At 37.7% G+C, this 26,421-nt stretch carries 25 protein-coding genes; 18 read left to right on the forward strand and 7 right to left on the reverse strand.

All coding sequences use genetic code 11. The annotated features are described in order from the left end of the window. Positions 1-3 precede the first annotated feature (3 nt). Both CH364_RS15120 and CH364_RS15125 read right to left on the reverse strand, forming a co-directional pair. On the reverse strand, positions 4-765 hold the full coding sequence (locus CH364_RS15120; RefSeq protein WP_100743669.1) for a ParA family protein: 762 nt from the start codon (positions 763-765) through the stop codon (positions 4-6). Next, positions 758-1,501 carry an RsmG family class I SAM-dependent methyltransferase gene (locus tag CH364_RS15125; protein WP_100743668.1) on the reverse strand — a complete coding sequence of 248 codons (744 nt, stop codon included), beginning with the start codon at positions 1,499-1,501 and terminating at the stop codon, positions 758-760. The genes CH364_RS15120 and CH364_RS15125 overlap by 8 nt, the downstream gene beginning before the upstream one ends. A gap of 58 nt (positions 1,502-1,559) precedes the next feature. Here CH364_RS15125 and CH364_RS15130 point away from each other — a divergent pair, with 58 nt between their 5' ends. Beyond that, positions 1,560-2,285 carry a hypothetical protein gene (locus CH364_RS15130; RefSeq protein ID WP_100744710.1) on the forward strand — a complete coding sequence of 242 codons (726 nt, stop codon included), beginning with the start codon at positions 1,560-1,562 and terminating at the stop codon, positions 2,283-2,285. A 326-nt stretch (positions 2,286-2,611) separates the two neighbouring features. Here the strand turns inward: CH364_RS15130 and mnmG are convergent, their stop codons facing one another. Beyond that, the gene (gene mnmG, locus CH364_RS15135) at positions 2,612-4,486 is read right to left on the reverse strand and encodes a tRNA uridine-5-carboxymethylaminomethyl(34) synthesis enzyme MnmG (protein WP_100743667.1); all 1,875 of its coding nucleotides are present in this window, start codon (positions 4,484-4,486) and stop codon (positions 2,612-2,614) included. Positions 4,487-4,655: 169 nt separating this feature from the next. Between mnmG and CH364_RS15140 the strand changes: the two genes are divergently transcribed. From CH364_RS15140 to CH364_RS15185, 10 genes are all read left to right on the forward strand, one after another. Continuing rightward, entirely contained in the window at positions 4,656-5,579 is a 924-nt protein-coding gene (locus CH364_RS15140; RefSeq protein WP_100743666.1) for a branched-chain amino acid transaminase, read from the forward strand. Positions 5,580-5,585: 6 nt separating this feature from the next. Further along, positions 5,586-6,518, forward strand: a complete 933-nt coding sequence (locus CH364_RS15145; RefSeq protein ID WP_100743665.1) for a hypothetical protein — start codon at positions 5,586-5,588, stop codon at positions 6,516-6,518. A gap of 216 nt (positions 6,519-6,734) precedes the next feature. After that, a complete protein-coding gene (dnaA, locus tag CH364_RS15150) occupies positions 6,735-8,060 on the forward strand; it encodes a chromosomal replication initiator protein DnaA (protein WP_100743664.1) in 1,326 nt (441 codons plus the stop codon). 246 nt (positions 8,061-8,306) lie between these two features. After that, complete coding sequence (gene dnaN / locus CH364_RS15155; RefSeq protein WP_100743663.1) at positions 8,307-9,425, forward strand: DNA polymerase III subunit beta; 1,119 nt, start codon at positions 8,307-8,309, stop codon at positions 9,423-9,425. Further along, the gene (gene recF / locus CH364_RS15160; RefSeq protein WP_100743662.1) at positions 9,425-10,528 is read left to right on the forward strand and encodes a DNA replication/repair protein RecF; all 1,104 of its coding nucleotides are present in this window, start codon (positions 9,425-9,427) and stop codon (positions 10,526-10,528) included. Before dnaN ends, recF begins: the two co-directional genes overlap by 1 nt. Continuing rightward, positions 10,525-10,848 (forward strand): DciA family protein, encoded by a 324-nt coding sequence (locus tag CH364_RS15165; RefSeq protein WP_100743661.1) that lies wholly within the window; start codon positions 10,525-10,527, stop codon positions 10,846-10,848. Before recF ends, CH364_RS15165 begins: the two co-directional genes overlap by 4 nt. Before the next feature lie 78 nt (positions 10,849-10,926). Further along, positions 10,927-12,846: a DNA topoisomerase (ATP-hydrolyzing) subunit B gene (gene gyrB / locus CH364_RS15170; protein WP_100743660.1), complete on the forward strand. Its 1,920-nt coding sequence runs from the start codon at positions 10,927-10,929 to the stop codon at positions 12,844-12,846. Positions 12,847-12,865: 19 nt separating this feature from the next. Continuing rightward, complete coding sequence (gyrA, locus tag CH364_RS15175) at positions 12,866-15,391, forward strand: DNA gyrase subunit A (protein ID WP_100743659.1); 2,526 nt, start codon at positions 12,866-12,868, stop codon at positions 15,389-15,391. A gap of 9 nt (positions 15,392-15,400) precedes the next feature. Then, positions 15,401-16,414 (forward strand): tRNA dihydrouridine synthase, encoded by a 1,014-nt coding sequence (locus CH364_RS15180; RefSeq protein ID WP_100743658.1) that lies wholly within the window; start codon positions 15,401-15,403, stop codon positions 16,412-16,414. A gap of 11 nt (positions 16,415-16,425) precedes the next feature. Further along, positions 16,426-16,809: a PilZ domain-containing protein gene (locus CH364_RS15185; protein WP_100743657.1), complete on the forward strand. Its 384-nt coding sequence runs from the start codon at positions 16,426-16,428 to the stop codon at positions 16,807-16,809. Positions 16,810-16,880: 71 nt separating this feature from the next. Here CH364_RS15185 and CH364_RS15190 read toward each other — a convergent pair whose 3' ends face one another. Then, positions 16,881-17,462 carry a lipoprotein LipL21 gene (locus tag CH364_RS15190; protein WP_002972335.1) on the reverse strand — a complete coding sequence of 194 codons (582 nt, stop codon included), beginning with the start codon at positions 17,460-17,462 and terminating at the stop codon, positions 16,881-16,883. A gap of 129 nt (positions 17,463-17,591) precedes the next feature. Between CH364_RS15190 and CH364_RS15195 the strand changes: the two genes are divergently transcribed. Together CH364_RS15195 and CH364_RS15200 are read left to right on the forward strand one after the other, a co-directional pair. Further along, on the forward strand, positions 17,592-19,169 hold the full coding sequence (locus CH364_RS15195; RefSeq protein WP_100743656.1) for an LIC10012 family protein: 1,578 nt from the start codon (positions 17,592-17,594) through the stop codon (positions 19,167-19,169). Further along, positions 19,150-20,037, forward strand: coding sequence for a helix-turn-helix domain-containing protein (locus tag CH364_RS15200; RefSeq protein WP_100743655.1), 888 nt, complete (start codon positions 19,150-19,152; stop codon positions 20,035-20,037). The genes CH364_RS15195 and CH364_RS15200 overlap by 20 nt, the downstream gene beginning before the upstream one ends. On the opposite strand, the gene holA is transcribed toward CH364_RS15200, so the two are convergent. Continuing rightward, entirely contained in the window at positions 20,016-21,125 is a 1,110-nt protein-coding gene (gene holA, locus CH364_RS15205) for a DNA polymerase III subunit delta (protein WP_100743654.1), read from the reverse strand. The two genes, CH364_RS15200 and holA, sit on opposite strands and share 22 nt — an antisense overlap. Before the next feature lie 51 nt (positions 21,126-21,176). On the opposite strand from holA, the gene CH364_RS15210 reads away from it, so the two are divergent. Continuing rightward, positions 21,177-21,407 carry a hypothetical protein gene (locus tag CH364_RS15210; RefSeq protein ID WP_100743653.1) on the forward strand — a complete coding sequence of 77 codons (231 nt, stop codon included), beginning with the start codon at positions 21,177-21,179 and terminating at the stop codon, positions 21,405-21,407. Here the strand turns inward: CH364_RS15210 and CH364_RS15215 are convergent. Next, a complete protein-coding gene (locus CH364_RS15215; protein WP_100743652.1) occupies positions 21,391-21,966 on the reverse strand; it encodes a Maf family protein in 576 nt (191 codons plus the stop codon). The genes CH364_RS15210 and CH364_RS15215 overlap by 17 nt on opposite strands. Before the next feature lie 24 nt (positions 21,967-21,990). On the opposite strand from CH364_RS15215, the gene CH364_RS15220 reads away from it, so the two are divergent. The 3 genes from CH364_RS15220 to CH364_RS15230 are packed head-to-tail and all read left to right on the forward strand — an operon-like array spanning position 21,991 to position 23,624. Continuing rightward, positions 21,991-22,248, forward strand: a complete 258-nt coding sequence (locus tag CH364_RS15220) for a hypothetical protein (RefSeq protein ID WP_238776979.1) — start codon at positions 21,991-21,993, stop codon at positions 22,246-22,248. Continuing rightward, a complete protein-coding gene (locus CH364_RS15225) occupies positions 22,245-22,982 on the forward strand; it encodes an SDR family NAD(P)-dependent oxidoreductase (RefSeq protein WP_100743651.1) in 738 nt (245 codons plus the stop codon). Before CH364_RS15220 ends, CH364_RS15225 begins: the two co-directional genes overlap by 4 nt. Before the next feature lie 15 nt (positions 22,983-22,997). Further along, positions 22,998-23,624, forward strand: coding sequence for an L-threonylcarbamoyladenylate synthase (locus tag CH364_RS15230; RefSeq protein ID WP_100743650.1), 627 nt, complete (start codon positions 22,998-23,000; stop codon positions 23,622-23,624). Positions 23,625-23,649: 25 nt separating this feature from the next. Here the strand turns inward: CH364_RS15230 and CH364_RS15235 are convergent, their stop codons facing one another. Further along, positions 23,650-24,738 carry a CapA family protein gene (locus CH364_RS15235; RefSeq protein ID WP_100743649.1) on the reverse strand — a complete coding sequence of 363 codons (1,089 nt, stop codon included), beginning with the start codon at positions 24,736-24,738 and terminating at the stop codon, positions 23,650-23,652. On the opposite strand from CH364_RS15235, the gene CH364_RS15240 reads away from it, so the two are divergent. Then, entirely contained in the window at positions 24,698-26,404 is a 1,707-nt protein-coding gene (locus CH364_RS15240; protein ID WP_100743648.1) for an alkaline phosphatase family protein, read from the forward strand. The genes CH364_RS15235 and CH364_RS15240 overlap by 41 nt on opposite strands. Positions 26,405-26,421: the final 17 nt, after the last annotated feature.

The following is a 26,421-nucleotide window of genomic DNA, read 5'->3' on the forward strand; positions in this document are numbered from 1 at the left end:
ATGTTATGCCTTCCCTACAATTTCTTCCGCTAAACTTTTATAACTTTTTGCACCCACACCATCTGGATCATAGTAGTTGATTGGTTTTCCAAAAGAGGGAGCTTCTGACAATTTTACATTTCTTGGAATAACAGTTTCATAAACTTTCTCTTTGAAATAGTTTCGAACATCTTCGGCAACTTGGTTTGCTAAATTGGTTCGTTTGTCATACATCGTAAGAAGTACTCCTTCGAGTGCGAGTGATGGATTCCATTGAGACTGCACAAGAGAAATAATTCGCATGAGCTGCGAGAGTCCTTCGAGAGCAAAGTACTCTGTTTGCAAAGTGATCATCACTGACTGAGAAGCACAGAGGGCATTGATAGTAAGAACACCGAGTGAAGGAGGACAATCGATTAGAATATAATCATAAGATTCTTTCACAGATGCCAAAGCATCTTTCAATTTGAATTCCTTTCTTTCCATTCCAAGAAAATCCACTTCCAAACCGGAGAGGTTGATGTTGGAAGGAATGATATCCAAATTGTTTACGAAAGTTTTTTGAACCGCTTCTCTTGCAGAGAGTTCACCAATCAAAACTTCATAGGTAGTTTTTTGTAAAGACTGCACTTCCAACCCAAGTCCAGAACCTGAGTTCCCTTGCGGATCGATATCAAGGAGCAAAACTTTTTTTCCCAAATCAACAAGATTGGATGCCAAGTTTATCGCTGTTGTCGTTTTACCGACTCCACCTTTTTGATTACTGATAGAAACAATTTTACCCATTCTTGCTTTTCGTCTCCTTTACGATTTCTTTCCAGTCGCGGGGGAATCCCTTTTTGGGAAGGGAATTCTTTTGTAGTATTTTTATATGTCTCTTTCCCACAAACTCTAATTCAGGAATTGGAATTTCTTTTTTCATAAAGAACCCATTGTTGCTAAGGACTTCAGTTTCTTTATCCAAATCTTGGTAGGGTTGCGCAAGGAAGGGACATAAGATTCCTTTTTGTTTTACCATCCTTGTTGTGACTTCTGCAATGTATGGATAGGGAACCATTGCTCTAGAAGTGACTACATCGAAATTAGAATTAATTTCTTCCGTGCGTGCGTAGATAAACTCCACTCGCTTTTTGACTTTGGAAAGACTTCCTGTTTCGATTTCTGTTTCAAGAAGTGCGAGTTTTCGTTTTTGAGAATCCACGAGAAAAACATGCGGTGCTTTTTTTAAGAGAGCAAAGAGAAATCCGGGAAGACCTGGCCCCGTTCCTACATCGGCAACATTTGTTTCACGTGAAACATATCCGGTAACTTTCAGTTTCCAGACATAGATCATCGATTCAATAATATGTCTCTCTAGAATCTTCTCTGAATCATTTCGAGAAAAGAATCCTCCTTTCTCGTTGTCTCGTTTGAGAAACTCATAAAAGTTTTTCACTAGTTCCCAATCAAACTCTGGCTCTAGCTTGGGGAACAAATCAGGAATGATGGTTTGGATTTCTTCTTGGATGGTTTTTTCTGACATAATCTCGTTATCGTTTTAAATGAATTCGCCGATGTCTCCTGTAGGAGAACTCTTTTCCATGATTCGAATCATTAGTTTTTTAATCATCCTTTCCTTTCCTATTTTAGGTTACACACCCGGCAAGTGGTCCCACAAAGATGCATACTTATTTAAAAAAGTTAAAAAAGTTCCGAACAAAGAAATTGTCCGTAACGCCGAAGGTCAGGTTGTTTATGTCGCTGAATACGAATACAACAGTGACGGAAAATTAATTACAGAAACTTATTCAGATAAAGAAGGGAAGGGTGACGGCAAAACAACATTCCGTTATACAGATGGCCTGCTTTCTAGCGAAGAAGTATATGACAACGGTGGCCACCTAGTCGAACGAAAAGATTTCCAATTCAAAGGTCGCGCTTTGAAAAAGATGAATGTAAAAGATGGGGAAGGGAGATTACTAATTGTTTATTCGATCGAGAGTGATGGGGAAGGAAATGTTTTTGCAGCAGAAGGTAAAAACCTAGAAACCAAAGACAATGAATCGTTTCGATTTCAAATCGATCCAAAACATCCCAACGTACAAATCCAATATCTGACTGATGATAAGAAGAAAGGTCTTGGTGAAATTCATTTTAAGTTTGATGCAAAAGGAAACCTAGTGGAGAGAGAATTCTTCCAAGGTGAAAACCGCCGTGTGCATAAACTGAAATACAAAGCAGATGGAAGTCTGGAGTCACATTCGTTTCACGTGAAACAAGGGGACAATTGGATCTTGGAAAAGACCCACGTCCTTGTTTACGAATAGAAAAATTTAGAACAAGAAAGTAGGTATCGATTGAATCATCAAAGGTTGATAGTTACAAATTTTAAAACTTAGAAGGGATACTTGCTGAAATTAAAAAGAGATTCAAAGTGAAAGAACAATTATCTTAGCTCAAATCCAAAATTTGATTTCAGATAGTTAAAAGTTTACCGTTGGTCTTTCAAAGATCTGCTTTTTAAATTCTGCGATACAGCCTTGATGTGTCGTACTCAGAATTACGACGCAACGAAGATGGTATAAAAAAAGCCAAGAAGGATAATCCCACTTGGCTTTTTGATTTCGAAGAAAGCTAGTCGTTTGTTTTCTAATTACCGTCGATCCACCAAATGATAGAGCAGAAGATCCACATCAGAAGGATCGACGCCTGAGATATGGAGAGCATTTTCTAAATTCATAGGGCGGTGTTTTTCTAACTTCACAACTGCTTCTGTCTTCAAACCTTTCACTGCGGCGTAATCAAAATCATTAGGAATCTGAAAGTTTAAAAACTTCTTACGGTATTCAATCGTTTCCAATTCTCGTTTTAGATAGCCTTCGTATTTGACTTCCATTTCCAAAACTGCCTTTTCATCTTCGTTTAAGTTTTCCAGTTCGGGTACGAAAGTTTCGATGTCTTCAATTTTGATATCAGATCGTTTTAAAAACGAAGCTACCGTGTGACCAAATTTATAATTTTCAATCTTCTTCTCTTCTAAAACTTTTGTGAGTTCCTCTGTTGGCTTCATAGAAGTCACAAACATTTGCGTTTTGATTTTATCGATCCGAGCATAACGATCTTTCATATCTGTATAGAGAGATTCGTCTACAAGTCCCATCTCATATCCATATTGCATGAGTCTTTGGTCGGCGTTGTCTTGGCGGAGAAGCAACCGATACTCAGCCCGGCTTGTGAACATTCGGTAAGGATCTTCCACACCTTTATAAACCAAATCATCCACGAGAACTCCGATGTAAGATTCACTTCGTTTGAAAAGAATCGGTTCTTCTTTTCTTACAGAACGAATGACATTGTATGCAGCAACAAGTCCTTGTGCCGCCGCTTCTTCGTAACCAGTCGTTCCGTTGATTTGACCTGCGTGATAAAGACCTTTTACTTTTTTAGTTTCGAGTGTGGGATTCAGTTCTGTCGGATCTACAAAATCATATTCGATGGCGTAACCCGGACGCATGAGTTCTACTTCTTCTAAACCTTTGATGCTACGAAGAAACTTCCATTGCACTTCCTCAGGCAAACTTGTAGAAACTCCATTGAGATACATCTCGTTGGTTTCATATCCTTCCGGTTCGATAAAAATTTGGTGGCGATCTCTTTCCGCAAACCGAACCACCTTATCTTCAATCGAAGGACAATACCTTGGGCCAATACTTTTGATCTGACCCGAATACATCGGTGAGAATTCTAAGTTTTGTTTGATGAGTTCATGAGTGGTGTCGTTGGTGTAAGTGATGTAACAAGGAATTTGTTTACGATCGATCTTAGCAGTTGAAAAAGAAAAGGGACGAGGGTTCTCATCACCATCTTGTACATCGAGTCCATCAAAGTTAATGGAATTTTTGTGAACACGAGCGGGGGTTCCTGTTTTCAGTCTTCCGAGTCTTAATTCAAAACGAGCAAGCGTGTGTGATAAACCTTTGGTTGTTGGTTCCCCGATCCGACCAGATTCTTTTTGATAAGTTCCAATATGAATCACACTCGATAAAAAAGTTCCTGTGGTTAGGATCACATGATTTGTATAAAAAGTAAATCCACGACCAGTGACGACACCAGTCACTTGGTTTCCTTCCACAATTAAATCTTCTACGGTGTCTTGTCTGATAGATAGAGTTTTTAATTTTTCCAACTGGTGTTTGATCATGAGCTGGTATTGTTTTTTCTCTGCTTGTGCGCGCGGGGCCCAAACCGAAGGACCCTTGGATGTGTTTAACATCTTAAATTGAATTCCGGTTTGATCAATCACCCGACCCATGAGTCCACCAAGTGCATCCACTTCGCGAACCATATGTCCTTTTGCAATCCCACCAATGGCAGGATTGCAACTCATCTGTCCGATGGTATCTAAGTTCATTGTGATGAGTAAAGTTTTGAGTCCCGCTTTGGCAGAGATATAAGCAGCTTCTGTTCCGGCATGACCGGCTCCGACAACGATACAATCAAATTGGTTGGGATAAAAGGATGGATTCATATTATGTCTTCTTAGTAATTCAGTTCTTATAAAAAAGCGAGGGAGAGAGATTAGAGAATCTACTCCTTAGAACGATATCAAAATCATCGGCCTAAGCTTCGAGAGAAAAAAAGATAAAATTCATTTTCTAATTTTGAAACTCCAGAAGATTGGAGTGATAGGAATCTCAATGGCTCAGAATTCATTCCCTTATACATATTTCGAAGGAAAGATCGTTCCTTCCGAGGACGCAAAAGTCAGTGTCCAAACCCACGCCTTACAATATGGGACAGGAGTCTTCGGTGGAATCCGTGGATACTATAACGAAGCAAAAAAAAACCTTTATGTCTTCCGATTGCCAGAACATTGTAAACGACTCGTGAACTCCACAAAGATCATGCAGCTACAAATTCAAATTACACCGGAAGAGATCCAATCCATCATCTTGGATCTGCTTCGTAAAAATGAAGCCAAACAAAATGTATACTTACGACCTTTCATTTATACTTCTGCCTTACAACTTTCACCACGTTTCCATGATGTGAAAGCAGACATCACTGTTTATGCTTTGAAGTTGGATGATTACCTTGATACACAAAATGGACTTACCACTATCGTTTCTTCTTGGCAAAGATTTTCTGATAACCAAATTCCTACTCTTTCTAAAGTGAGTGGAGGGTATGTGAACTCTGCTCTTGCAAAATCAGAAGCGGTTCAAAATGGAATGGACGAAGCTATCTTTTTAGATGCGAGAGGATTTGTATCCGAAGGATCTGCAGAAAATCTTTTTATCGTTCGTGATGGAGTGATCCATACACCTACCATTCCTTCTTCTATTTTAGAAGGGATCACTCGACGTAGTATCATTCAAATTGCAAAAGATTTAGGAATCCAAGTTGTCGAAAGAGACATTGCACGTTCTGAACTTTATATCGCTGATGAATTATTTTTTTCAGGTACTGGTGTGCAAGTGGCTTGGGTGAAAGAAGTAGATCGTCGTGTGATTGGAAATGGAAACATAGGTCCCATTACCAAAAAAATCCAATCTATCTTTTTTGAAGCGGTTCGTGGTGAACAACCAAGTTATATGAACTGGCTGACACCGGTATACTAAAGACAAATGGCTGATGCTTTGTTTTCATTCGACCAAGTGTCAGGCCAAGATGTTGCACTGACTTACTTAAAATCTTTTTTAAAAGATAGGTCACGAATTCCTGGTTCCATTATTTTTTATGGACCCGATGGAGTGGGGAAGTGGACGGCAGCAGAAAGATTCTCGAGACAACTCCTTTGTTTAGAAGGAACCTCTTGTGGAGTTTGTGATTCTTGTCGCCAATTTATGAAGGGTGTGCATCCCGACTTCATTCAATTTCCCAGAAGAAAAAACATAGCCATTGGAAAAGAAAAAGATCCGGAAGATTTTACCATCCGATGGTTGTTATCAGCAAGAATTCCTTTCAAACCACATACATCAGATTACCGAGTTGTTTTATTTCCAGAAGCCAATCGCATTAATAATGAAGCAGAAACCACTCTTCTGAAAACTTTAGAAGAACCTCCTGCACATACAAAGTTCATTCTAATCGTTAACGATTTAAAAAATTTAAAACCAACCATCGTATCACGATCTGTTTGTGTTCCTTTCAACTATCTCCCTCAAAACGAAATCAAAAAAATTCGTAGAGATGAAATGACTGAATCCAAACTTTATTATGGCGGATCACTGAATCCCTTTGAAATCTCAGATGAATTTTTAGAAGAGTGGCATGAAAATGTGAGAGAACATTGTCATGATTCGATTTTACTTTTTAAGTTAGAAAACTGGGTGCGAGACCAACTCGGAGAATTCCGTTCTAATAAAGAAGGACTTACAGGAATTGATTTTTTAGAAATGATTTGTTTGTTACTTCTCTATGAATACAGACAAAAAAACTTTGAAGCCAATGTAGGAAGAATTGAAGCTATTTTAGATTTTAAAATGAAACTTCATTATGAAATTCCTGCACTCGAGTATGTTCTTTTATCACAATTATTTTTACGTTTAGCCACATAGATATAAAAAGCTGATAGTTATTAAAAATTCACCCATTGAAATAACGAACAGCTAACACAAATTATAAGGTAAATTCCAGTCAATTCACTTAAGGGACATAATTTTTTTATTCGGTTCGACTATTTTTTCTAGTTTGGATCGTTTTCGGATTTTTCATTTGAATTCTACCTACTTGCTAAAAGTATAGTACCCGATTTCACATTTAGGGCGGGAAACTTGGACATACGTTGGGAAGAAATTTTAGAAGAAATATCGAAACAGATACCTCCCAAGTACTTTTCCAATTTCATTGCACCACTCCGATTTGATAAATCAGAGAACCAAGTGGTACACTTGACGGCTCCTTCGACAGGGATCAAACGACATGTGGAAACAAAATACACAACTTTCATTGAAGACGCCGTTTATCAAGTAGTAGGTGATCGTTTTCGTGTGTCGATTCTTGCAGAATCAGAAACATCCACACAGATTTTTAAGGATGTCATCCAATCCAAATTTGATGAATCCGACTCGGATCTAAATCCAGAGTTCATTTTTAGTAATTATATTACTTCTGATTCCAATCGCATTGCTTATACGGCGGCAAAAAGTGTGGCGGAACAACCAGGAAAATACAATCCATTGTATATTTTTGGACCTGTGGGTGTGGGTAAAACCCATCTATTACATGCCATAGGAAACGAGATCAAAAAGAAAGATCCGTGGAAAACGATTCGGTATGTAAACAGTACCTCGTTTTTGAATGAGTTTATTTTTACGGTTCGTCAAAACAATCGGGAGTCGCTCGAATCATTTAAAATCAGATACCAGTCTTATAATGTTTTACTCTTTGACGACATTCAATTTTTAAATGGAGGGGCAGAAAAAACCCAAGAGGAGTTTTTTGCCCTATTCAATTTCCTTTACGATAGAAAACGCCAGATTGTAATCGCGTCCGATAGACCGAGTTACGAACTGCCGTTACACGAAAGGCTCAAATCTCGATTTGTGCACGGTCTCCAAGCCGATGTGAAATCCCATGATTTGGCACTTCGCATTGAACTTTTGCGAGCTAATTTTTCTGAATTCAATATTCCCGCCAGTGACAAACTTCTTCTTTGGCTTGCCGAACGATTGGAAGGGGATTCAAGGGCTCTCATTGGTATCGTAAACGATTTGGTTTTATACAAAAAGGCTTATGAATACTTTTTACTTACGGAAGAAAAAATACAGGAAATTGCGGAAGCACGTTTTTTAACCAATAAAAAACGAATTGGATTCAACCCAGATATGGTCATCGATCTTGTCTGTGAAAGGACAAACATCGCTCGTAAAGATTTAATTGGTAAGAGTCGGAAAGCCGATTTCATTCCTCCTAGGCATCTCTGTATGCTCCTCCTACACGACGTCCTCCATGTTCCGAAGGCACAAATTGGCAGAATTTTTTCAACCACACATTCGACTGTCATCCATGGCATCGATAAATTCAAAGAGAGAATGAAAACGGAATCTCAGTGGGAAGACGTATTTCACTCCATCAAACACAAGATAAGTTTCCAATAACCTGTGATTAATCCGACCATTACCTGTCGATAAACTGTCGATAGGACATAGTCAGTCCTTATTGTCCCTTAAGTTTTCCACAACCTGTTCAAAGTGACATAAATATTGACAGTTGCAAAAAGGAAAAAACCTGACATAATTCAATAAAAATTGATGTTTCCAGGCTTTATCAACATACTGACAGAACCAACGGAAACGACATAATATATATAAAGATATATAATATAAATAAGAAGAAGAGGAAAAATGAAATTCACTGTCAATACTACAGAATTCCTAAAAGCAATCAACTCAGTGGATGGAGTCATCTCAGTTCGAGAGATTAAATCGGCTCTCTCCAATCTCAAAATCCAAACAGGTGACAATGAAGTTTATCTTTCAGCGACAGATCTCGAGATCGCGATCAAAACTTCTGTTCCTTCCACCATTGGTGAAAAGGGAATCGCATCCTTACCTGCAAAACAACTATCGAGTATTTTTAAAAATTTAAACTTTGATACAAGTTTACTCACGACTACTGACCAATCAGAAAATTCGGAAACAACCATCACTGATGCCAGTGGTAAGATGGACACAAAGTTCAAAGTCAACGGAATCGATTCGGAAGATATCAAAACCATTCCAAAAGTGGATGAGGCAAGTGTGGTTGAATTTCCTTGCCAAACCATTCGTGAGATGTTTCGTAAAACTTCTTACGCGATGGCAATTGAAGAAACACGTTTTGTTTTTAATGGTCTCTTTTTAAAACCAGACAATACTGATCTAATTGTTGTTGGAACCGATGGACGTCGTCTTTCTAAAATAGTTCGTAAGTTTCCAAAACAATTTCCTTTCAAAAATGGAGTGATCATTCCTCACAAAGCAGTTCGTGAAATGCTTAAGATGATGGAAGGAAAAGAAACTGCAAAGATTGGATTTGTAGAAGAACAAATTTATGTTTCTTCTGGAAACGTAGAACTTCTATTCAAACTCATTGATGGAAACTTTCCAGATTATGAACAAGTGATTCCAAAACAAACTTCGGAATCAGTTCGAGTTGTAAAAGCTGACTTTTTAACATTCTTAAAACAAGCTTTGATTTCTGCAGAAGAACCATCGAAACAAATTCGTTTGGCTTTTACTAAAGGCAATGTGAATATCAGTTCTTCCAATCCAGGAACTATGATGTTTGATCACAACATGCCAATTGAATATAACGGCGAACCAATCACCATTGCATTCAAAGGAGATTATTTGAGTGATGTGGTAAAAGCTGTAGATGATCCTGAAGTGATTTTAGAATTCACCACTTCCAGTGCACCAGTTCTTTTTAAAGATCCATCTGATAGCGACTTTGTTTCTGTCATTATGCCAATGAAACTTTAATGTTTCTAAAGAGAATTTACATAAAGAATTTTCGTAATCACGAAGAAACAGAACTAACTTTCAAATCACGTCTTATCTTTTTTATTGGAAACAATGGAGAAGGTAAGACAAACCTTCTCGAATCCATTTCACTTCTTTCCTATTTAAAAAGTTTTCGCGAATCAGACCAAAACCAACTCCTTCGTTGGGATACAAAAGATACTTTCATTCGTGCTGAATTTGAATCCGAAGAAAATGATTATTTATTTGAATATGGAATTGAACATTCCTATTCCAAACGAAAGAAACTAAAAGTCAATGGCGAAGAATTTAAAAAAATCTCTGACTATGTAGGATACTTTCGTTCGATTGTAATGAGTCCACCTGACATCCTCATCATTGAAGATGGAAACGTGGAGCGCCGTCGTTTTTTAGATGCTTTTATTTCTTCCACCAATCGTTACTATTTAAAACAACTCATTGAATATGATCGTTTGCTCAAACAAAGAAACGCTACTTTAAAAAAAGAAAATTCCACAGATCGTGAAATTGGAATTTGGGATGAACCCATTATTGAACATGATGCAGAAATTCGTGAAATCAGAACCAAAACCATTGAAAGCCTGGCTGGATACTTTCATAAAAACTTACAACAGTTAAGTTCTGGAAAAGATCCCTTCTTTTTAACTTACAAACCCAATATTACATCCAAAGAAGAACATAGACAAAAACTCAGCGATAATCTCCGAAAAGACAGAGCTATCGGTTACACGAGTTGCGGAAATCATCGGGACACACTACCAATTGGATTTGATGATAAAGATTTGAGTGGGTTTGGATCTCAAGGCCAAAAACGAAGTGCTGTAATTGCTCTAAAAACTGCCTGTTTTCAAATGATTCGTGATACGACGGGAGAAGCTCCGGTTCTACTCATTGATGATATCATTCGGGAGTTGGATGTGAAACGAAGAGAATACTTTGTGAATCTGATTTCAGAATGTGGTCAGGCATTTTTTACCACCACAGATTTAGAAGGGATTCATGAATATGTGGGAAACCTAACAGTTGATAAAGAAATTTACCAAGTGGAAGCGGGAAAGGTGAAGGTGTTTTCAGAGAAATGAAAAAGGTCGAACTCTCAGAACTCTTCCAAAGTTTAGAAAAATTGGGTATGGACAGGGAATCTGTCTTTCGAGACCAAATTCTGAAAACCTTACGACTTAAGTGGAATGACATTGTAGGTGATTACTTTGGTAAACAGAGTTTTCCCAAATCCATTGATGGAAAAAAACTCACAGTTGTTTGTCGTCACTCGATGATCTCCCAGGAACTGGAGTTCCAAAAGACGGAACTTTTAACGAAAGTGAACTCAATTACGAACCCGGTTTTATTGGAAAAAATTCACTTTAAAACTGGAAACGAATTCCAAAATCCTAAGTCTTAAGTCACTTAAATCTCCCCGATTTCACTTGCCCTTCGAGGGTCTTTCTAGGATACTTCCTATAGGGTATCTTATAAATCTATGTCCAACCAAACCGATCCAAACGCCTATTCAGCCTCGAAAATTAAGATCCTAGAGGGTCTAGAAGCGGTGCGGAAACGCCCCGGAATGTATATCGGAACCCAAGATGAGTCCGGCCTACATAAGATGGTTTATGAGGTTGTGGATAACTCTGTGGATGAGGCAATGGCTGGCCATTGTACAGAAATTGATGTCCGCATTTTACCAGACCATATCATTGAAGTTCGGGATAATGGTCGCGGAATTCCCACAGGAATTCACCCGGATAAAGGTAAGTCTACCATTGAGGTGGTATTAACTATACTACACGCCGGTGGTAAGTTTGAAAACGATGCTTATAAAGTTTCCGGTGGTTTGCACGGGGTAGGGGTTTCTGTCGTTAATGCTCTTTCTACTTATTTAGAAGTGGAAGTCCACCAAGAGGGAAAACTACACTATCAAAAATACCAAGCAGGTGTTCCTGTTGAAGATGTAAAAATCATCGGAGATACAACACATCGTGGAACAGTTGTTCGTTTTAAAGCGGACGACACAATTTTTACCACTGTTGATTTTTCTTTTGATACCCTTTCTGCAAGATTTAGAGAAATTGCTTTTTTAAACAAAGGTCTTCTCATTCGTATTGAAGACCAAAGAAAAGAAGAAGTTGCCAAACACGAATTTAAGTTTGATGGAGGGATTGTTTCTTTCGTTGAATACATCACGGATGCAAAACATCCCTTACATAAAGTTTTACATTTTGTGGGTGAGAAAGAAAATGTTTGGGCAGAAATTGCTCTCCAATACTGCGATACCTACAGCGAGAATATTTTTTGTTTTACCAATGCGATTAATAACAACTTAGGTGGAACGCACTTAGAAGGTTTTCGAACTGCTTTAACTCGGACTTTGAATGATCACTTAAAAAAAGATCAGGTTCTTTTTAAAAAACAACCCAATGGTTTGCAAGGGGATGATATCAAAGAAGGACTCTGTGCTGTGATATCCATCAAAATCCCACAACCACAATTCAACTCACAAACAAAAGAAAAGTTAGTGAACGCAGAAGTGAAGGGTCTTATGCAAACGATCACGGGTGAAGGGCTCAATCGTTTCTTTGAAGAAAATCCTGCTGTAATTAAAAAGATTCTAGAGAAATGTATCTTAGCATCCAAAGCAAGGGAAGCGGCAAGACGAGCACGTGACCTAACAAGACGTAAGACGGTTTTAGAAGGTGGTGGCCTTCCTGGAAAGTTAGCGGACTGTTCCGAAAAAGATCCAGAACATTGCGAATTGTATCTTGTCGAGGGGGACTCGGCTGGTGGATCTGCAAAACAAGGTAGGGATCGTAATACCCAAGCGATTCTTCCTTTGAAAGGTAAAATTCTAAACGTAGAAAAAGCCCGTTTGGACAAAATTCTTTCGAACGAGGAAATTCGAACCCTAATCACTGTTATGGGAACAGGAATCGGTGATGATGAGTTTAATATCGATAAACTCCGTTATAAAAAAATCATCATTATGACAGATGCGGATGTGGATGGATCTCATATTCGAACTCTATTACTTACCTTCTTCTTTAGGTATATGAAACCCATTATCGAAACAGGTTCTTTATTTGTTGCGCAACCTCCGTTATATCTTTTGAAATTTGGTCGTGAAGCGGTTTATGTTTATTCCGATCGGGAAAAGGATGAAATCCTAAAAGCAAGACCCAATGACAAAGTAACGATCCAACGATACAAGGGACTCGGGGAGATGAACCCGGAACAACTTTGGGACACCACAATGGATCCAAAAGAACGAGTTATGTTACAAGTGAAATTACAAGATTTTGTAGAAGCAGAGGATACATTCAATATCCTTATGGGTGATGAAGTATCTCCTCGTCGTCGTTTCATTGAAGCGAATTCATACAAAGTTGCAAATTTAGATCTTTAATCGGAATTAGGATAAAAAAATGACCGAACAAAACGGCCAAGAAAACGAATCAAACAAAACCTTAGCACTGAATCTTTCCGGTAGACCAGACGTAGCCGGTGCTCTCAAAGCAGGTGTAAGAGTCATTCCGGTAGAAATCGAAGACCAAATGAAGGAAGCTTACCTTGATTATGCGATGAGTGTCATCGTAGGTCGAGCATTACCTGATGTCAGAGATGGATTAAAACCAGTTCATAGACGTGTTCTCCATGCGATGAATGAAAGAGCTTGGAGATCGGATCGTCCTTATGTAAAATCAGCAAAAATTGTTGGGGAAGTGATTGGTAACTACCACCCTCATGGTGACTCACCTGTTTATGAAACCATGGTTCGTATGGCCCAAACTTTCTCCATGCGAGAAACACTGATTGATGGACAAGGAAACTTTGGATCTGTCGACGGTGACAATGCGGCGGCATATCGTTATACAGAAGCTCGCCTTACAAAACTTGCCGAAGAACTTCTCAAAGACATTGAAAAAAATACTGTCAGTTTTTCACCAAACTTTGATGATACGAGACAACAACCAGATGTTTTACCTGCTAATTTTCCAAATATTTTAGTCAATGGTTCCACAGGGATTGCTGTGGGTATGGCGACGAATATCCCACCGCATAACTTAAAAGAAGCGGTGAACGCTGTCATTGCTCTCATTCAAAATCCTGATATCACACTTCCGGAACTAATGAAAATCATTCCAGGACCGGATTTCCCTACAGGGGGAACCATCATTGGGGGAGAAGGTCTTTACCAAGCCTATGCGACAGGAAAAGGATCCATTCGCATTCGTTCCAAAGTGGATATCATCGAAAACAACAAAGGTCGTGAGATCATTGTTGTGAATGAAATTCCTTACCAAGTTAACAAAAAGAACTTACTCGAAAAAATCGGGGATTTGGTAAATGAAAAGATCATTGAAGGGATCTCTGAAATTTTAGATCTTTCGGATAGAAAAGGGATTCGAGTAGAGATTCACGTTAAAAAAGATGCGAACGCTCAGGTAATTCTAAACCAGTTATTCAAACTGACACAACTACAAGTGAGTTATGGAATTACCATGCTTGCGATTTTAGACAACCGTCCTAAAATTTTCTCTCTTAAAGAAATTCTAAAAGCTTATGCCAATCACAGAAACGAAGTTGTAATCAAACGAACTGAATTTGATTTAGATAAAGCACAGAAAAGAGCTCATATCTTAGAAGGATTACGCATTGCACTTGATAATATCGATGAGGTGATTCGTATCATCCGTGCTTCGAAAGATGCAAGAGAAGCCCAAGGTTCGTTGATGTCAACGTTTGTCCTCTCCGAGATACAAGCGGATGCCATTTTGGAAATGCGTTTGCAACGTTTAACTTCACTGGAAGTACAAAAGATCATTGAAGAATTAGAACAAATTAGACTTCTCATTGCTGACCTAGAAGACATTCTAGCCAAACCAGAAAGGGTTAAATCAATCATCTGTGATGAACTTGGAAAGGTTGCCCAATCTTTTGGAAACACTCGAGCTACAGAAATCAGTCTTGAATCTTTAGAATCCTCAACATTCAACGCAGAAGATTTGATTGCTGATGAAGAAGTAGTAGTTCAGTTATCAGAAGATATGTTTATCAAACGTCTTCCTATGGATACCTTCCGACGCCAAAAACGTGGGGGAAAAGGTGTTCAAGGGATCTCGACAAAAAGAGAAGATTTTGTTAAAAAATTAAGTAGTGCAATGACTCATGATAACTTAATGCTTTTCTCCAATAAAGGAAGAGCCTTCCTTATGAAAGTATATGAGTTACCGATTGCTACCAAAGAAGCACGTGGTAAGTCACTCAAAGCAGTCATTAACTTAAATGATGATGAAATCATTACTTCCTTGTTTACTTTCCGAAACTTCGATGAGTCGTATCTTCTAATGGTGACAAGAGAAGGTTTTGTGAAAAAAATCCAATTGGATGAATTCACAAATACTAAAAAATCGGGAATCATTGCCATTGGTCTTCGTGATGGAGACGAACTCATTGATGTAATTGCCAATCCAAGTAACTACGATGTGTTTATTGGTAGTAAAAATGGACTTGCGATTCGAATGAATTTGAACGAACTTCGCTCGCAAGGCAGAACGGCTTCCGGTGTCACTGCAATGAAGTTGGAAGATGACGATGCCATTGCAGGGATTACAAAAGTAGAACCAGGAACTAACTTATTCTGTGTATCCGAAAACGGATTTGGAAAACGAACTGATTTTGAAGAGTTTTCAACCAAAGGTCGGGGTGGGAAAGGAATGACCTACTTAAAGATTGGTGAAAAAAATGGTCGGGCTGTGGGAATTGCTTCTGTAAAAGAAGAAGATGAACTTCTCGTCATCACTCAATCAGGTATGGCAATACGTGTTGAAGTCAAAACCATTTCGATGGTGGGTCGCTCTGCCATGGGAGTCAAAGTAGTAAATACCAAAGATGAAGACTTCGTAAAAGACTTTGCAGTCGTTAGAGATTCAGAATCCGAGTCGGAATAAAGAGGGATTATGATTACCATCGGGGGAGTGACAATCAAAGGCGATGTTGTTCTTTCTCCGATGGCTGGTATTTCTGACAGTCCCTACAGACAAATAACAAGACGATATGGTTCGGCTTTTACTTATACTGAGTTTGTATCCACAGAACAATTATTAATGGGAAATACAAAGTCATTGGATATGTTTCGTTATTTAGAAACGGAACGACCAATATTTTTTCAAATTTTTGGTTCGGATTTAGAAACGGTTGTGAATGCCTCAGAAATTGCTGCTTCGAAAAAACCGGACGTCATAGATTTGAATATGGGATGTTCTGTTGCTAAAGTTTCTCATCACGGCTCAGGTGCCGGGCTTTTAAGAAATGTTCGGCTGGCAGGAGCAATGATAGAAGGGATTCGTAAAAAAACTGGGCTTCCTGTGACAGCAAAGATTCGTCTCGGTTGGGATTCTCATTCTTTAAATTATTTAGAAACAGTCAAAGTATTAGAGGGTTCGGGAGTATCTGCCATTTCTGTTCATGGAAGAACGAAAGCCATGGCTTATACAGGTTTTGCCGATTGGAATGCGATAGGTGAAATCAAATCCAAAGCAAATGTTCCCATTTTTGGAAATGGAGATGTGGTCAGTTTTTCAGAAGCCATGTTGAAGAAAAAAAAATATGGAGTGGATCTTGTTCTCATTGGTCGCAAGGCCATTGGAAATCCATGGATTTTTTCCGAAAGGTCGAAGGAAGAAGTAGGCTGGTTCGAGATTAAAGAAGTTATTTTGGAACATTTGAACTTAATGTTAAATTTTTATCCGTCTGAAGATGATTATGCTTTGATCCTTTTTAGAAAACATTTTATACGTTACATAGAAAATACTGGTTTCCCTGAGGAAACAAAAAGAGAACTTTTAGCAAGCACAAATGTGAATCAATTTATAGATAAATTGGAATCCGTAAAAATGGATCCTAAGTTTTTGGAAACAAGCGAAATAATAAACGAGAATATCAACTGTGAAACGTTTGTTAGTCTCGCATAAAGGAAGTTAAAATGGCAGATTCAAAGCAGTCAATATTTTCAGATAGTTATAGTAAATATGGTGGAGCAAAACAAAAACGTAAAGATGCAAGGGTAAAGTTAGACGTTCCATGTACTGTAGAACTTATAAAATCGAAAAATTCAAGTGTGACTGGACATCTTTCTGATTTAGGGACGGGGGGACTTGCTTTTCAAACAACTGCTATCTTTTATGAAGGGGACCAGGTTAAGATCCAATTTTCTCTTCATCAAAATCCATTAGAGATCATTGGAACGGTTCATCGTACTGCTGGAAAAACTACTTCAGTGATTTTCCAACCTTTATCCGCAGCCGAACACAAAGTGGTTCAGGAATTCATCCACAAACATTACTTCGATCCAAAACTTAAAAAATAAAATAACATCGGGGTAAAAAAAAGCCCCCTTAAAAAGGAGGCTTTTTGAAGTTTAAGTAATAAACAGTCAGATTACTGAGCTGCAGTTGCCTTTGCTTCAAGAGCTTTTTGTCCACCTGCATAACGCAAGTATCCAACACACTGACATTCTTCCCAAGTTTCAGGTTCGCCAACATTTGCGCAAATTCCTGTTTCATTGTTAAGTGAGCAGCAGTCATAAACCCCAACACCTTTGATGATACCTTTTGATTCGGAAACAATTACTGAACCAGTAGATTGTCCATCAGATACACCAGATGCTTGTTCTAAGTATTCACCTAAGATTTTTTTCAAACCATCACCAGCAACTTGAAGACGAGCTGCTTCACGGCAAGTGGATTGTTTCATTGCAACGGAGTTTGCTTTAATAGCTTTGTCAGAAGCACGTGCAGAAAATTTCATGTAAAGATAATCGTATTCTTTCTCTTTTCCTTTGCAATACTCAGCAGGGCTTTCACCACGTTTTGCAGCAGCGGCGTCAGGCGCACAAGCCCAACCTTCAAAAATCCAACCATTTTTACCTACGGTCGTAGCGTCTCTTCTGCCTCCATCATTGGATCCGCAAGATACAACAAATGCGATTAGAGAGGCACATACGATAAGCGATTTCTTCATAAAGAATCTACTCCTTTTCCGAAGAATTTGATCCTAACAAAACCCTTTGTCAATCTTTTCTCAAAGAAAACGAAGGAGACCTGTAGGATAAAGATTTACATTTTCCCTTAGTGGACTGATTCTAATTTTATGTCTCGCCGTTCTTTTCACAGTTTCTACACACTAACCCTCGTTTTTATTGCGTTCTTACCACAAATTATTTCTGGGAAAGAAATTTCCATTCTTCCTGCCTATATCTCTGGTGAAGTACCGCCAGTTCTTGGGACACGACGCGAGGCGGGTTTTGAATTGTCCCGCCTATCCCGACACTATTTAAAAAGAAATTTTTTTACTGAAATAACAGATCCGAAACTTGTAGAAAATTATCTAAACGAATCAGAATGGAACGAAGAAAGCGAATTAAAAGACCAAGATCTTTTTTCTTTTTGTAACGAATGGGAATCACATTTTGTAGTGCAAGACCAGATAGATTTTGGAAATCCTATTTTAGTTAAAACTGTTATCTTCAATTGTAAAAACCAAACTAGGCAAACCATCCAATCCAAGCTGATATCAAATTTTGTATTAGCATATGAAAAACATAACGATAAAAGTTTCCGTTTTTTACCTCCACGGTTTTATGAAAAGAAAAACAAAATTACTCCTAATTATGAGATAGGCCTATTTATAGATATCCACTCATCCTACGCATATTACAAAAAAGACGTTTTGAAAAGTTTATCTTCGATGTATGACCAAGATGGATTGTATTTGGGTGTGACACTGGTAAAAAAAGATAAAATAGTCACAATCCCACCAACAAAAGAACATATTGAAATTAAGAAACTGATGGAAGAAACGGGATGGCAAGGTAACAACCAAGCCGAATCAATTCTATCCGCATTACAAGGATTAAAGTCAAAGGTTTCCTCTGGAAAAAAAGAATCTAGAAAACTGTTTTTATTACTCTCCTCTGCTGTAAAAGACAAATCAGGTTCCATCATCATGGCTTTGAATGATCTGCGACATATGGAAATCGAACCCGTTCTATTAATTCCAAATCATTCGGAACTAAGCACCATTAGAGAATTACAAAGGATTGGGAAAGCAAGTAATAGCCGAGTTGTTGGAATTACGGAATACCAAAAGATAGGGACATCCGAAGGTTATGAATACCTCTACTTAAACCAATTCAATGTGTATTCTTCGGTGGAAGAATTGCCGATGCCTTTCAACTGGAATCAAAACCAAATCAAAAAATATGATGCTTCCCTCGTTCGTGCCGCAGTGGATGTGATCACTCCTTATAATCTTTACCTTGCTTACGAAAAAATTTCCGACAAACGTGTATTGGAAAAAGAAGAGATTAAAACCGATTTGGAATATATACTTCGAACGGAATCCAATTCTGACCAAACAGAAAAAGATAGATTCCAAACAGTTCTTGTGGAATCAAAAGGAGAGGCCATTTGGATACAGTTACCTTATGATGTGGTTGTTACCAAAGGAAAAGAATATTTGATCCAAACCACTTTTGTTTTGGATCCGCTTTCCACTTGGGGCGTAAAAAATGCTCCAGCAGAAACGAATTTATATAAAATCAATACAACCTATCCAAAAACGCTTTTGGTAAAACCTTCCCAGGCAAAAAAGTTTTTAGATACAAATAAAATTAGAGAATTTAATGGATATCTGCAAGGGACAGTGAGTGTCATCAAAAAGAAGTAAACCAACTTCCGAATGGATTTCCAGCGGGTCTGATATTCAAAAGATTCGCAACCAATGGATCGAAACTTCTAATTCCAGCTTACCGATGTTAGTCATTGGAGAAAGAGGTGTAGGAAAAAGTTTTTGGATCCAAAAGAGTTTAGAACAAAAAAATATATTACCAAACACAATCATTCGTTTGGATTTTTCGTATCCAATGCCATTCGCCGAATCCTTGGAAAAAATCAAATCATCGAAACAAATAGTTACCCTTTTCATTGATCATATCACAAAAGCAAAACCGGAAGAAGTTTTGTTATTACACCAATGGTGGAAATCAGAAAAATATGAAGAAAAGTCTAAAGTAAATTTATATTGGGAAATTCATTCTGAAGAAGTAGAAATTTTAAACCAAAAGAATGTGTATGCTGACTTCTATGATCAGTTAAAGTCCTTTCGGTTTGAACTTCCCAATCTGAAAAAAAGAATTTCTGAATTACCCTTATTTGTTTCTCAATTTTTAGAAGAAGCAAATACTGATCTCGGAAAAAAAATAACAGGGATAGAAGAAGAGTTTTTTGTATTCTTTAAAAACAAAACGTTTACTAGGAATCTTTCTGAATTACGAGATATGATCTTTGCCCTTGTTGGATTTTCTTCCAGCAAACAATTGCATTGGAAGCAGATTCCTTCCCATTTTTTTGAAAACCAATTGTCTGATTTGGAGGTAAAACCAGGGATTAGTTTGGAAACTTATGAAAAAGAAATCATCAAAGCCAATTTGATTTATACGAAAGGGAATAGAGAAAAAGCTGCCAAATTACTGGGAATTTCTGAAAGAAATTTATATCGCAAATTGCATGAATATCATTTGGAAGATCTTTCTTGAAGTAAGGAAAAGAGGTGCATAATTTTTTGTAAAAAGTAGTTCCTTCCTTCTTCATCGCGTAGACCCGATTTGAATTTGATATTCATTTCAATTACTTGGTCATAAAACAAATCTAAAGTTTTATCCGTAAATAAAGCAGAATCAGAAACCAATTGCTTTCTTACAAAATTTTTCCTCGCATCAGAATAACTTCCTGTTTTTAAAAGTTCATCCATGATCGGAATGGGAACTTCACCATTATGCCTTGCCCGTATGACTTTGATTTTGCGAATCTCATCCAGTTTGTAACTGAGTCTAGTTAAGAAACTAAGGATCTCTGAATTTTGGTCTCCAAACTTTGTGAATTCTTTAAAAAAATCTACCTTACGTTTTTGGACTAAGGTCTCCACAAGAACATTTGTATTTAGTTCATTTTGGCTAAACAAAACAGAATTCACATCATCGATTGTAAATTTAGAACGGTGTAGGTATTGTTTGAGTTTTTTTACACTTTTTAAATAAGCACCTACATTGGCAGGAATGCGATGGATGAATTCTTCGGCAGCATTCGGTTCAAAGTGTACTTGTTCCTGATCACAAACTTCTTTGAAAACTTTGGGATAATCGCTTGGATACAGAAACTTAGTTTTGTAATAGTTTAAGGTTCCTTGGAAAAGTTGGACCAAACCTTGTGGGACATCTTTTCCATCGTAATGAACAATAAGAAAAATTTCATCGGAAACAGAGGTTATGTTTTTGCGAAAACCAGAGGCAAAGTCTTTCCATTCTTGTGCGGCTTTTGCATCAAGTATGGGTTTAAAAAGTGCAGCAGCTTGTTTGACTATAATGAGTTTTCTAGGATAAAACATGTCAGGAGTAAACAGTTCTGCAAAAAGTTTTGCCTGTTCCCCTGATTCAGAAACGATCAGAATGATCTCATAGGCTCCTGATGATTTCGAAAGAGCTTCTTTGTAATGATCGATGATAAGTTCGAATTCATAGGAATCTTCCCCCGAATAGGCAAAAAATTGCGGAAGGTTACTAGTCTGGGTTTTGAAGAGTTGGAAAAGAGAGGTAAATTCTCTCGCTTGTGATTTTTTTGTTTCCATTTTCGTAAATCCGGTCTAATCTTTCGATAGGATCGAGGCGATATTCATAGTATGGAAATCTCAAGTAATGTGGCAAGAGTTTCAGGACTAGGCGAACCGTATATGTATGTGTCTCCCGCATACAATACCCAAGCAGTGGAGCAAGTGGAAGAAATTCAATCGCGCTCGTACCAGCCTAAATATGTTTCTGGTGAAACAGAAAAAAAAGCAGCGGAAGTCCAAACAAGTCCGGATGCCAAAGCGGCCTACAAACCGGGAAATTTAGTCAACTTATACGCGTAATAGACCTTTCCCAGAATGGCAACCAAACCGAAGAAAGTGCAAAAAAACTTCGGAGGGGAAATCCCAGCACATTGGTATAGGAACCAACTCGTTCTAATACCGGGCCATTTTCATCCTGGATTCCATAGGATCCAGCTTTGTCAAATGGTTGGCACCTCAAAATATAATCCCGAATCTCAGCTTCCTTCCAGTTCTTAAATAAGATTTTTGTTTCTTCATAAAAGAAATCAAACTTTGTTCCAATACGTAAACCTGCTCCAGAAAAGACTGAATGTTTTTTCCCAGAAAGGGTTCGGAGTATGCGAACCGCATCTTCTAAGTCGATCGGTTTGTGTAAAATTTCATTTTCAAATACAACAATGGTATCGGCTGCGAGGTATAAGTTGTTTTTCTCAGCTTGATCTCCCAATTTAGAGTGAACCATTCGTTCTAAGTAAACTAAAGGGAATTCTCCTGGAATTTGCGTTTCATCAATGTTTGCTGGTTCCACTTGGAATGAAAATCCAAGATCAGTGAGTATTTGGATCCGTCTTGGTGATGTCGATTTGAGTATAAACAAATTCTTGCTATTCCTTACGGGATATTGTTTCATTTCATTATGATGAGTCCTCGACTTTTGGCTATTTTTTTATGGGCGATCGTTTTTGTTTTTGGATGCAAACGAGGTTTTTCGGAAGACATCCAAGATTGTAATCCTGTAGCAGATTACTATGAAAAAGGAACACACTACATAAGAAGAGATTTGGTTCGGGATGATAATACTTTAGATTATAAAAAACTTTTGGAAGACACAAAACCTCAAGCTAGCGATTGTTATCCTTCCAATCACGAGGTAAAATGAATTTATTTGATGTAAAAGGAAAATCGATTTTGATCACTGGTGCCAGCCGAGGTATTGGAAAAACTTTGGCATTAGGTTTTAGAGATGCAGGAGCCATTGTCTATGGTGCAGGTTCCAGACCGGAATCTATTGAATGGATGGCCAAAGAAGGAATCAATGGTGTTGTTCTTGATGTACGTAACGAAGGTGCCGCATTTGAAATCATTGGCCAAATCAGAGCAAAACATGGAAAACTCAATACACTCATTAACAATGCAGGGATCGCAACGAACACTCCTGCTTCTGGATTTAAAGAAGAAGAATTGCAAAACATAGTCCAAACAAACTACGTAGGTGTGTTTCGCAATTGTCAGGCATATTACAAACATCACAAAAAAGAAGGCGGAAACATCATCAACGTGGCTTCCGTTCTTGGAATGGTAGGAAGTAAACTTGCATCAGTGTATTCAGGTACGAAAGGCGCTGTCATTACTTTATCCAAAGCCCTTGCCATCGAATGGTGTAACAATGGTTACAGAGTGAATGTCATTTGTCCGGGGCTTATTGATACAGAAATGACTGATATGATCAAAGATAAAGAATTTATCATGAAACAAGTGCTTGCTGGTATTCCTATGGGTAGACTTGGCAAACCGGAAGAGTTACTGGGAGCAGCGATCTATTTGGCATCTGATTCTTCTTCTTATATGACAGGCCAGTGCATCGTTTTGGATGGGGGGCTCACAGCACAATAGTTGCTGTTAAATTTTATGATTCTTTATCTCCATCCAGAAAATCCCGAAATCCGAAAACTCAAACAAATTTCGGACAGACTGAAGGATGGAGCCGTGTATATTTTTCCAACTGACACGGTTTATGCGATCATTGCCGATGCTCATTCTAAGCTGGGAGTTGAGAAAATATACGCCATTCGTAAACTTCCCAAAGACAAACCACTTTCTCTGATGTGCAAAGACATTTCAATGGCCTCCAATTTCATTGAATATTTACCAAATTCAGCTTACAGACTGATGAAACGTGTCACACCCGGACCCTTTACCTTCGTTTTAAAGGCCAATAAAAACCTTCCAAAACCTTCAGTGGTTCACCATAAGGATAAACAAATTGGTATTAGAATACCCGATCACATCTACTTAAGTGAACTTTTAAAAATTCATGACTCTCCTCTCACGTCCACTTCTGCCTTTTGTGATGATGAGTTCATAATCGACATTGATGATTTAGAATCTATTTATGGTAACCAAGTGGATGGGATTATAGATGGTGGGATTGTGAAAACAGAACTTTCCACAATTTTACAAATCAATGATGACTCGATTGATTTGATTCGTGAAGGAAAAGGATACGATCTGATTGCCGGAGAAATCTCAGGTTAAAATGAATCCTCTTAGTTAAATTAATTTAAAATATGATACCGGGAATTTTTTTTAGATGGGCTTCGTAACCAAACATTCTTTTTTCTGAATGTTTTGGAAGTTTTAATGGAATTTCATTCCTCGTGTATTTTAAAATAGGTATGATTTTATACCCATGGGAATAAACCCAAACCGGTTCCGTAATTACATTTTTAATTCGTTTTTGTTTCTGTGAATTGATTTCTAATTCGAAAGATAAAATAATTCCACCATCAGTGTTTTCTCTATTTTGAGCGGACAAAAAATTACCAAGGGAATAAGCAACCAGCCGATCTTCCCAACTTTTTTCTTCTTGGAACTGATCAATTTTTTGCACAACATGTGGATGACCTCCAATGATGATATCAGCACCAGCATCGAGTCCAACATTCACCCATTTGGTTTCTGACTTATCTGGTTTTTCTTCATACTCAGTTCCATAATGATACCAAAGGATCACAAAATGGTTTCCCCTTTCTTTGGCAAAAGCCACATCTTCCTGAATCTGTTTTTCATTTAGTAATCGAACAATTCGGTCATTTTTAACAGGAATCCCATTAGTGGAATATGTATAATTATAAATCGCAATTTTGATTCCATTGACCTCGATAAAAAAATCTTTTCTATCTAAGTAATCAGAATTGGATTTAAATGTTCCAATAGGAGCCATTCCCATTTGTTTTACAGAATCAATTGTATTGTCTATTCCAAAGGCACCTTTGTCAGCAGAATGATTGTTAGCTGTGGATAAAATATCGAATCCAACATTTTTGATACCCGTTAAATAGCCGATAGGAGAACCAAATCTAGGGTAACCTGTAAATTCATTCGGATCTGTCGCAATCGTAGTTTCTAAATTTCCTAATGTTAAATCAGCATCTTGTAATGAATTTGAAACGTATTCGAAACTACTACTGGAATCGTATTGTTTTGATTTCGGAAAATAATAGGTTGAGATCTGTGAGTTATGACACATGAGATCACCAACAACTTTAATTCGCACTTGCCTAGTAAAGTAAACATCAGGTAGAGTGTAACAAGATAGGAAGGAAACAGTGATACACCAAAAATATATAAAACGAAATATTGCAGTCATAGTTGGTCTGTTTTTGGTACTTTTCAATTGTGGTTGGGAAAAAGATTATAAACTTGCTGCCTATCTTTCCATGCAGCCTGATACCGATTTAATATTAGCACCATATCCATTTTATATTTTTGATAGAGAAGCAAGGGATGCAATCACTCTTTCCCATTATTCAAAGGAGGAAATCAAAAATATTTTAGAAGATCATAATTTGTCCTGGGATGATTTAAAAAACCAATGGGAATTGGATGCGGAAGACGAACATTTTTCGAAAGAGGTAAATTACACTTCACACTATACTCAATATTTCTACGATACAGAAATTCCCATTTGGATCTATGGGCCAAAATGGATTCGCACTGGACAATATTCTGATGAAATCAACCAACAACATATTCCTTCCATTTACGGGAAAATTTTAGACTTTCCATTTAAGAATACGATTGATGTTTCTTATTTGGATAAAATCTTCGTAAACCAAAAGGCAAAACCAGAAATCATTGTTACTGTAGTTGTAGACCAAGGTGGAAGACAACTATACAAAGCACATAAAGGTGCTTTTCCCTTCCTAGAAGATTTAAAAAACAAATCTGCATATTTTAAAAAAGCAAAAGTCGCACATTTAGAATCGCATACAGCTGTCGGACATATGGCCATTGGGACCGGTGCTTTTCCAAAAGACTCAAAAATCTTTTCAAATGAAATTTATACTTACGCAGATGGAAAAGTTCTCCATAGACCTGTTTACCAAGGTAAAAATAAAGAATGGGATTTAAACGAGATGCAAGTCCCAAGTTTTGCGGACGAATGGGATCTTTCAAAGAACAATGAACCAGTCATCGTGAGTCAGTGTTATGCGGCAAGAGCGGCAGTTGGTATGGGAGGACATGGAAAACAATACTCCCCCATGATAAAAAATTCTGCGGAAAGTCCTCCAGATAGCGATTACGTTTATTGGCAAGATGTAAAAAATCTATCTTGGTCAACATATAATGATGCTTACCTTGTACCTAAGTCAGTACAAAAGTACAATCTGTACAAATTCTATTTTGACCATAAAAAAGATATTTCTACGCATTTCGAAGCCAAAGATCCAATCGACTTAATTGCAAAAATCCATCATTTTCAAGGATCAGAATTTCAAGCAATGATGGATGGAGCTCTCTTTCGTGATACTCTTACAGAAACCATTCTCAATACGAAGAAAGATAAAGATGGTATCACAGATCTTGCGTATGTAACTTTAAAGGCTACAGATGCTGTGGGTCATTTGTATGGTTGGGAATCGAAAGAAGCAGAACAGGTTTTAAAAGCTACGGATAAAGAAATCCGAACTATCTTTGAATTTCTAAAAACTAATTATGGTGATAACTTTATTATGGTGGTAACGGCTGATCATGGTGCAGCCCCAATGCCAGAAATTTCCAATGGACTTTTTCTAAGTCATGAAACTTTTTTTGATTCTGTGAATGAACTATTGCCAGAATCAGAAAGAACCAAACGTTCTCTAGTGAAATGGGTAGCGCATTCACAATTGTCTTTGGATCGAGATTTGATGAAAACTTATCAAATCAGTGAAGAAGCCATCATTCAAAAGATCATGTCGATTCAAGTGAAAGATAGACAGTTTTTTAGAAAGGTGTGGAAACGAGAAGAAATCCCGAATCTATCTTTATAAAATAGATTCGGAACTAC

Origin of the sequence: Leptospira harrisiae, assembly GCF_002811945.1 — a bacterium.
Lineage (GTDB): Bacteria > Spirochaetota > Leptospiria > Leptospirales > Leptospiraceae > Leptospira_A > Leptospira_A harrisiae.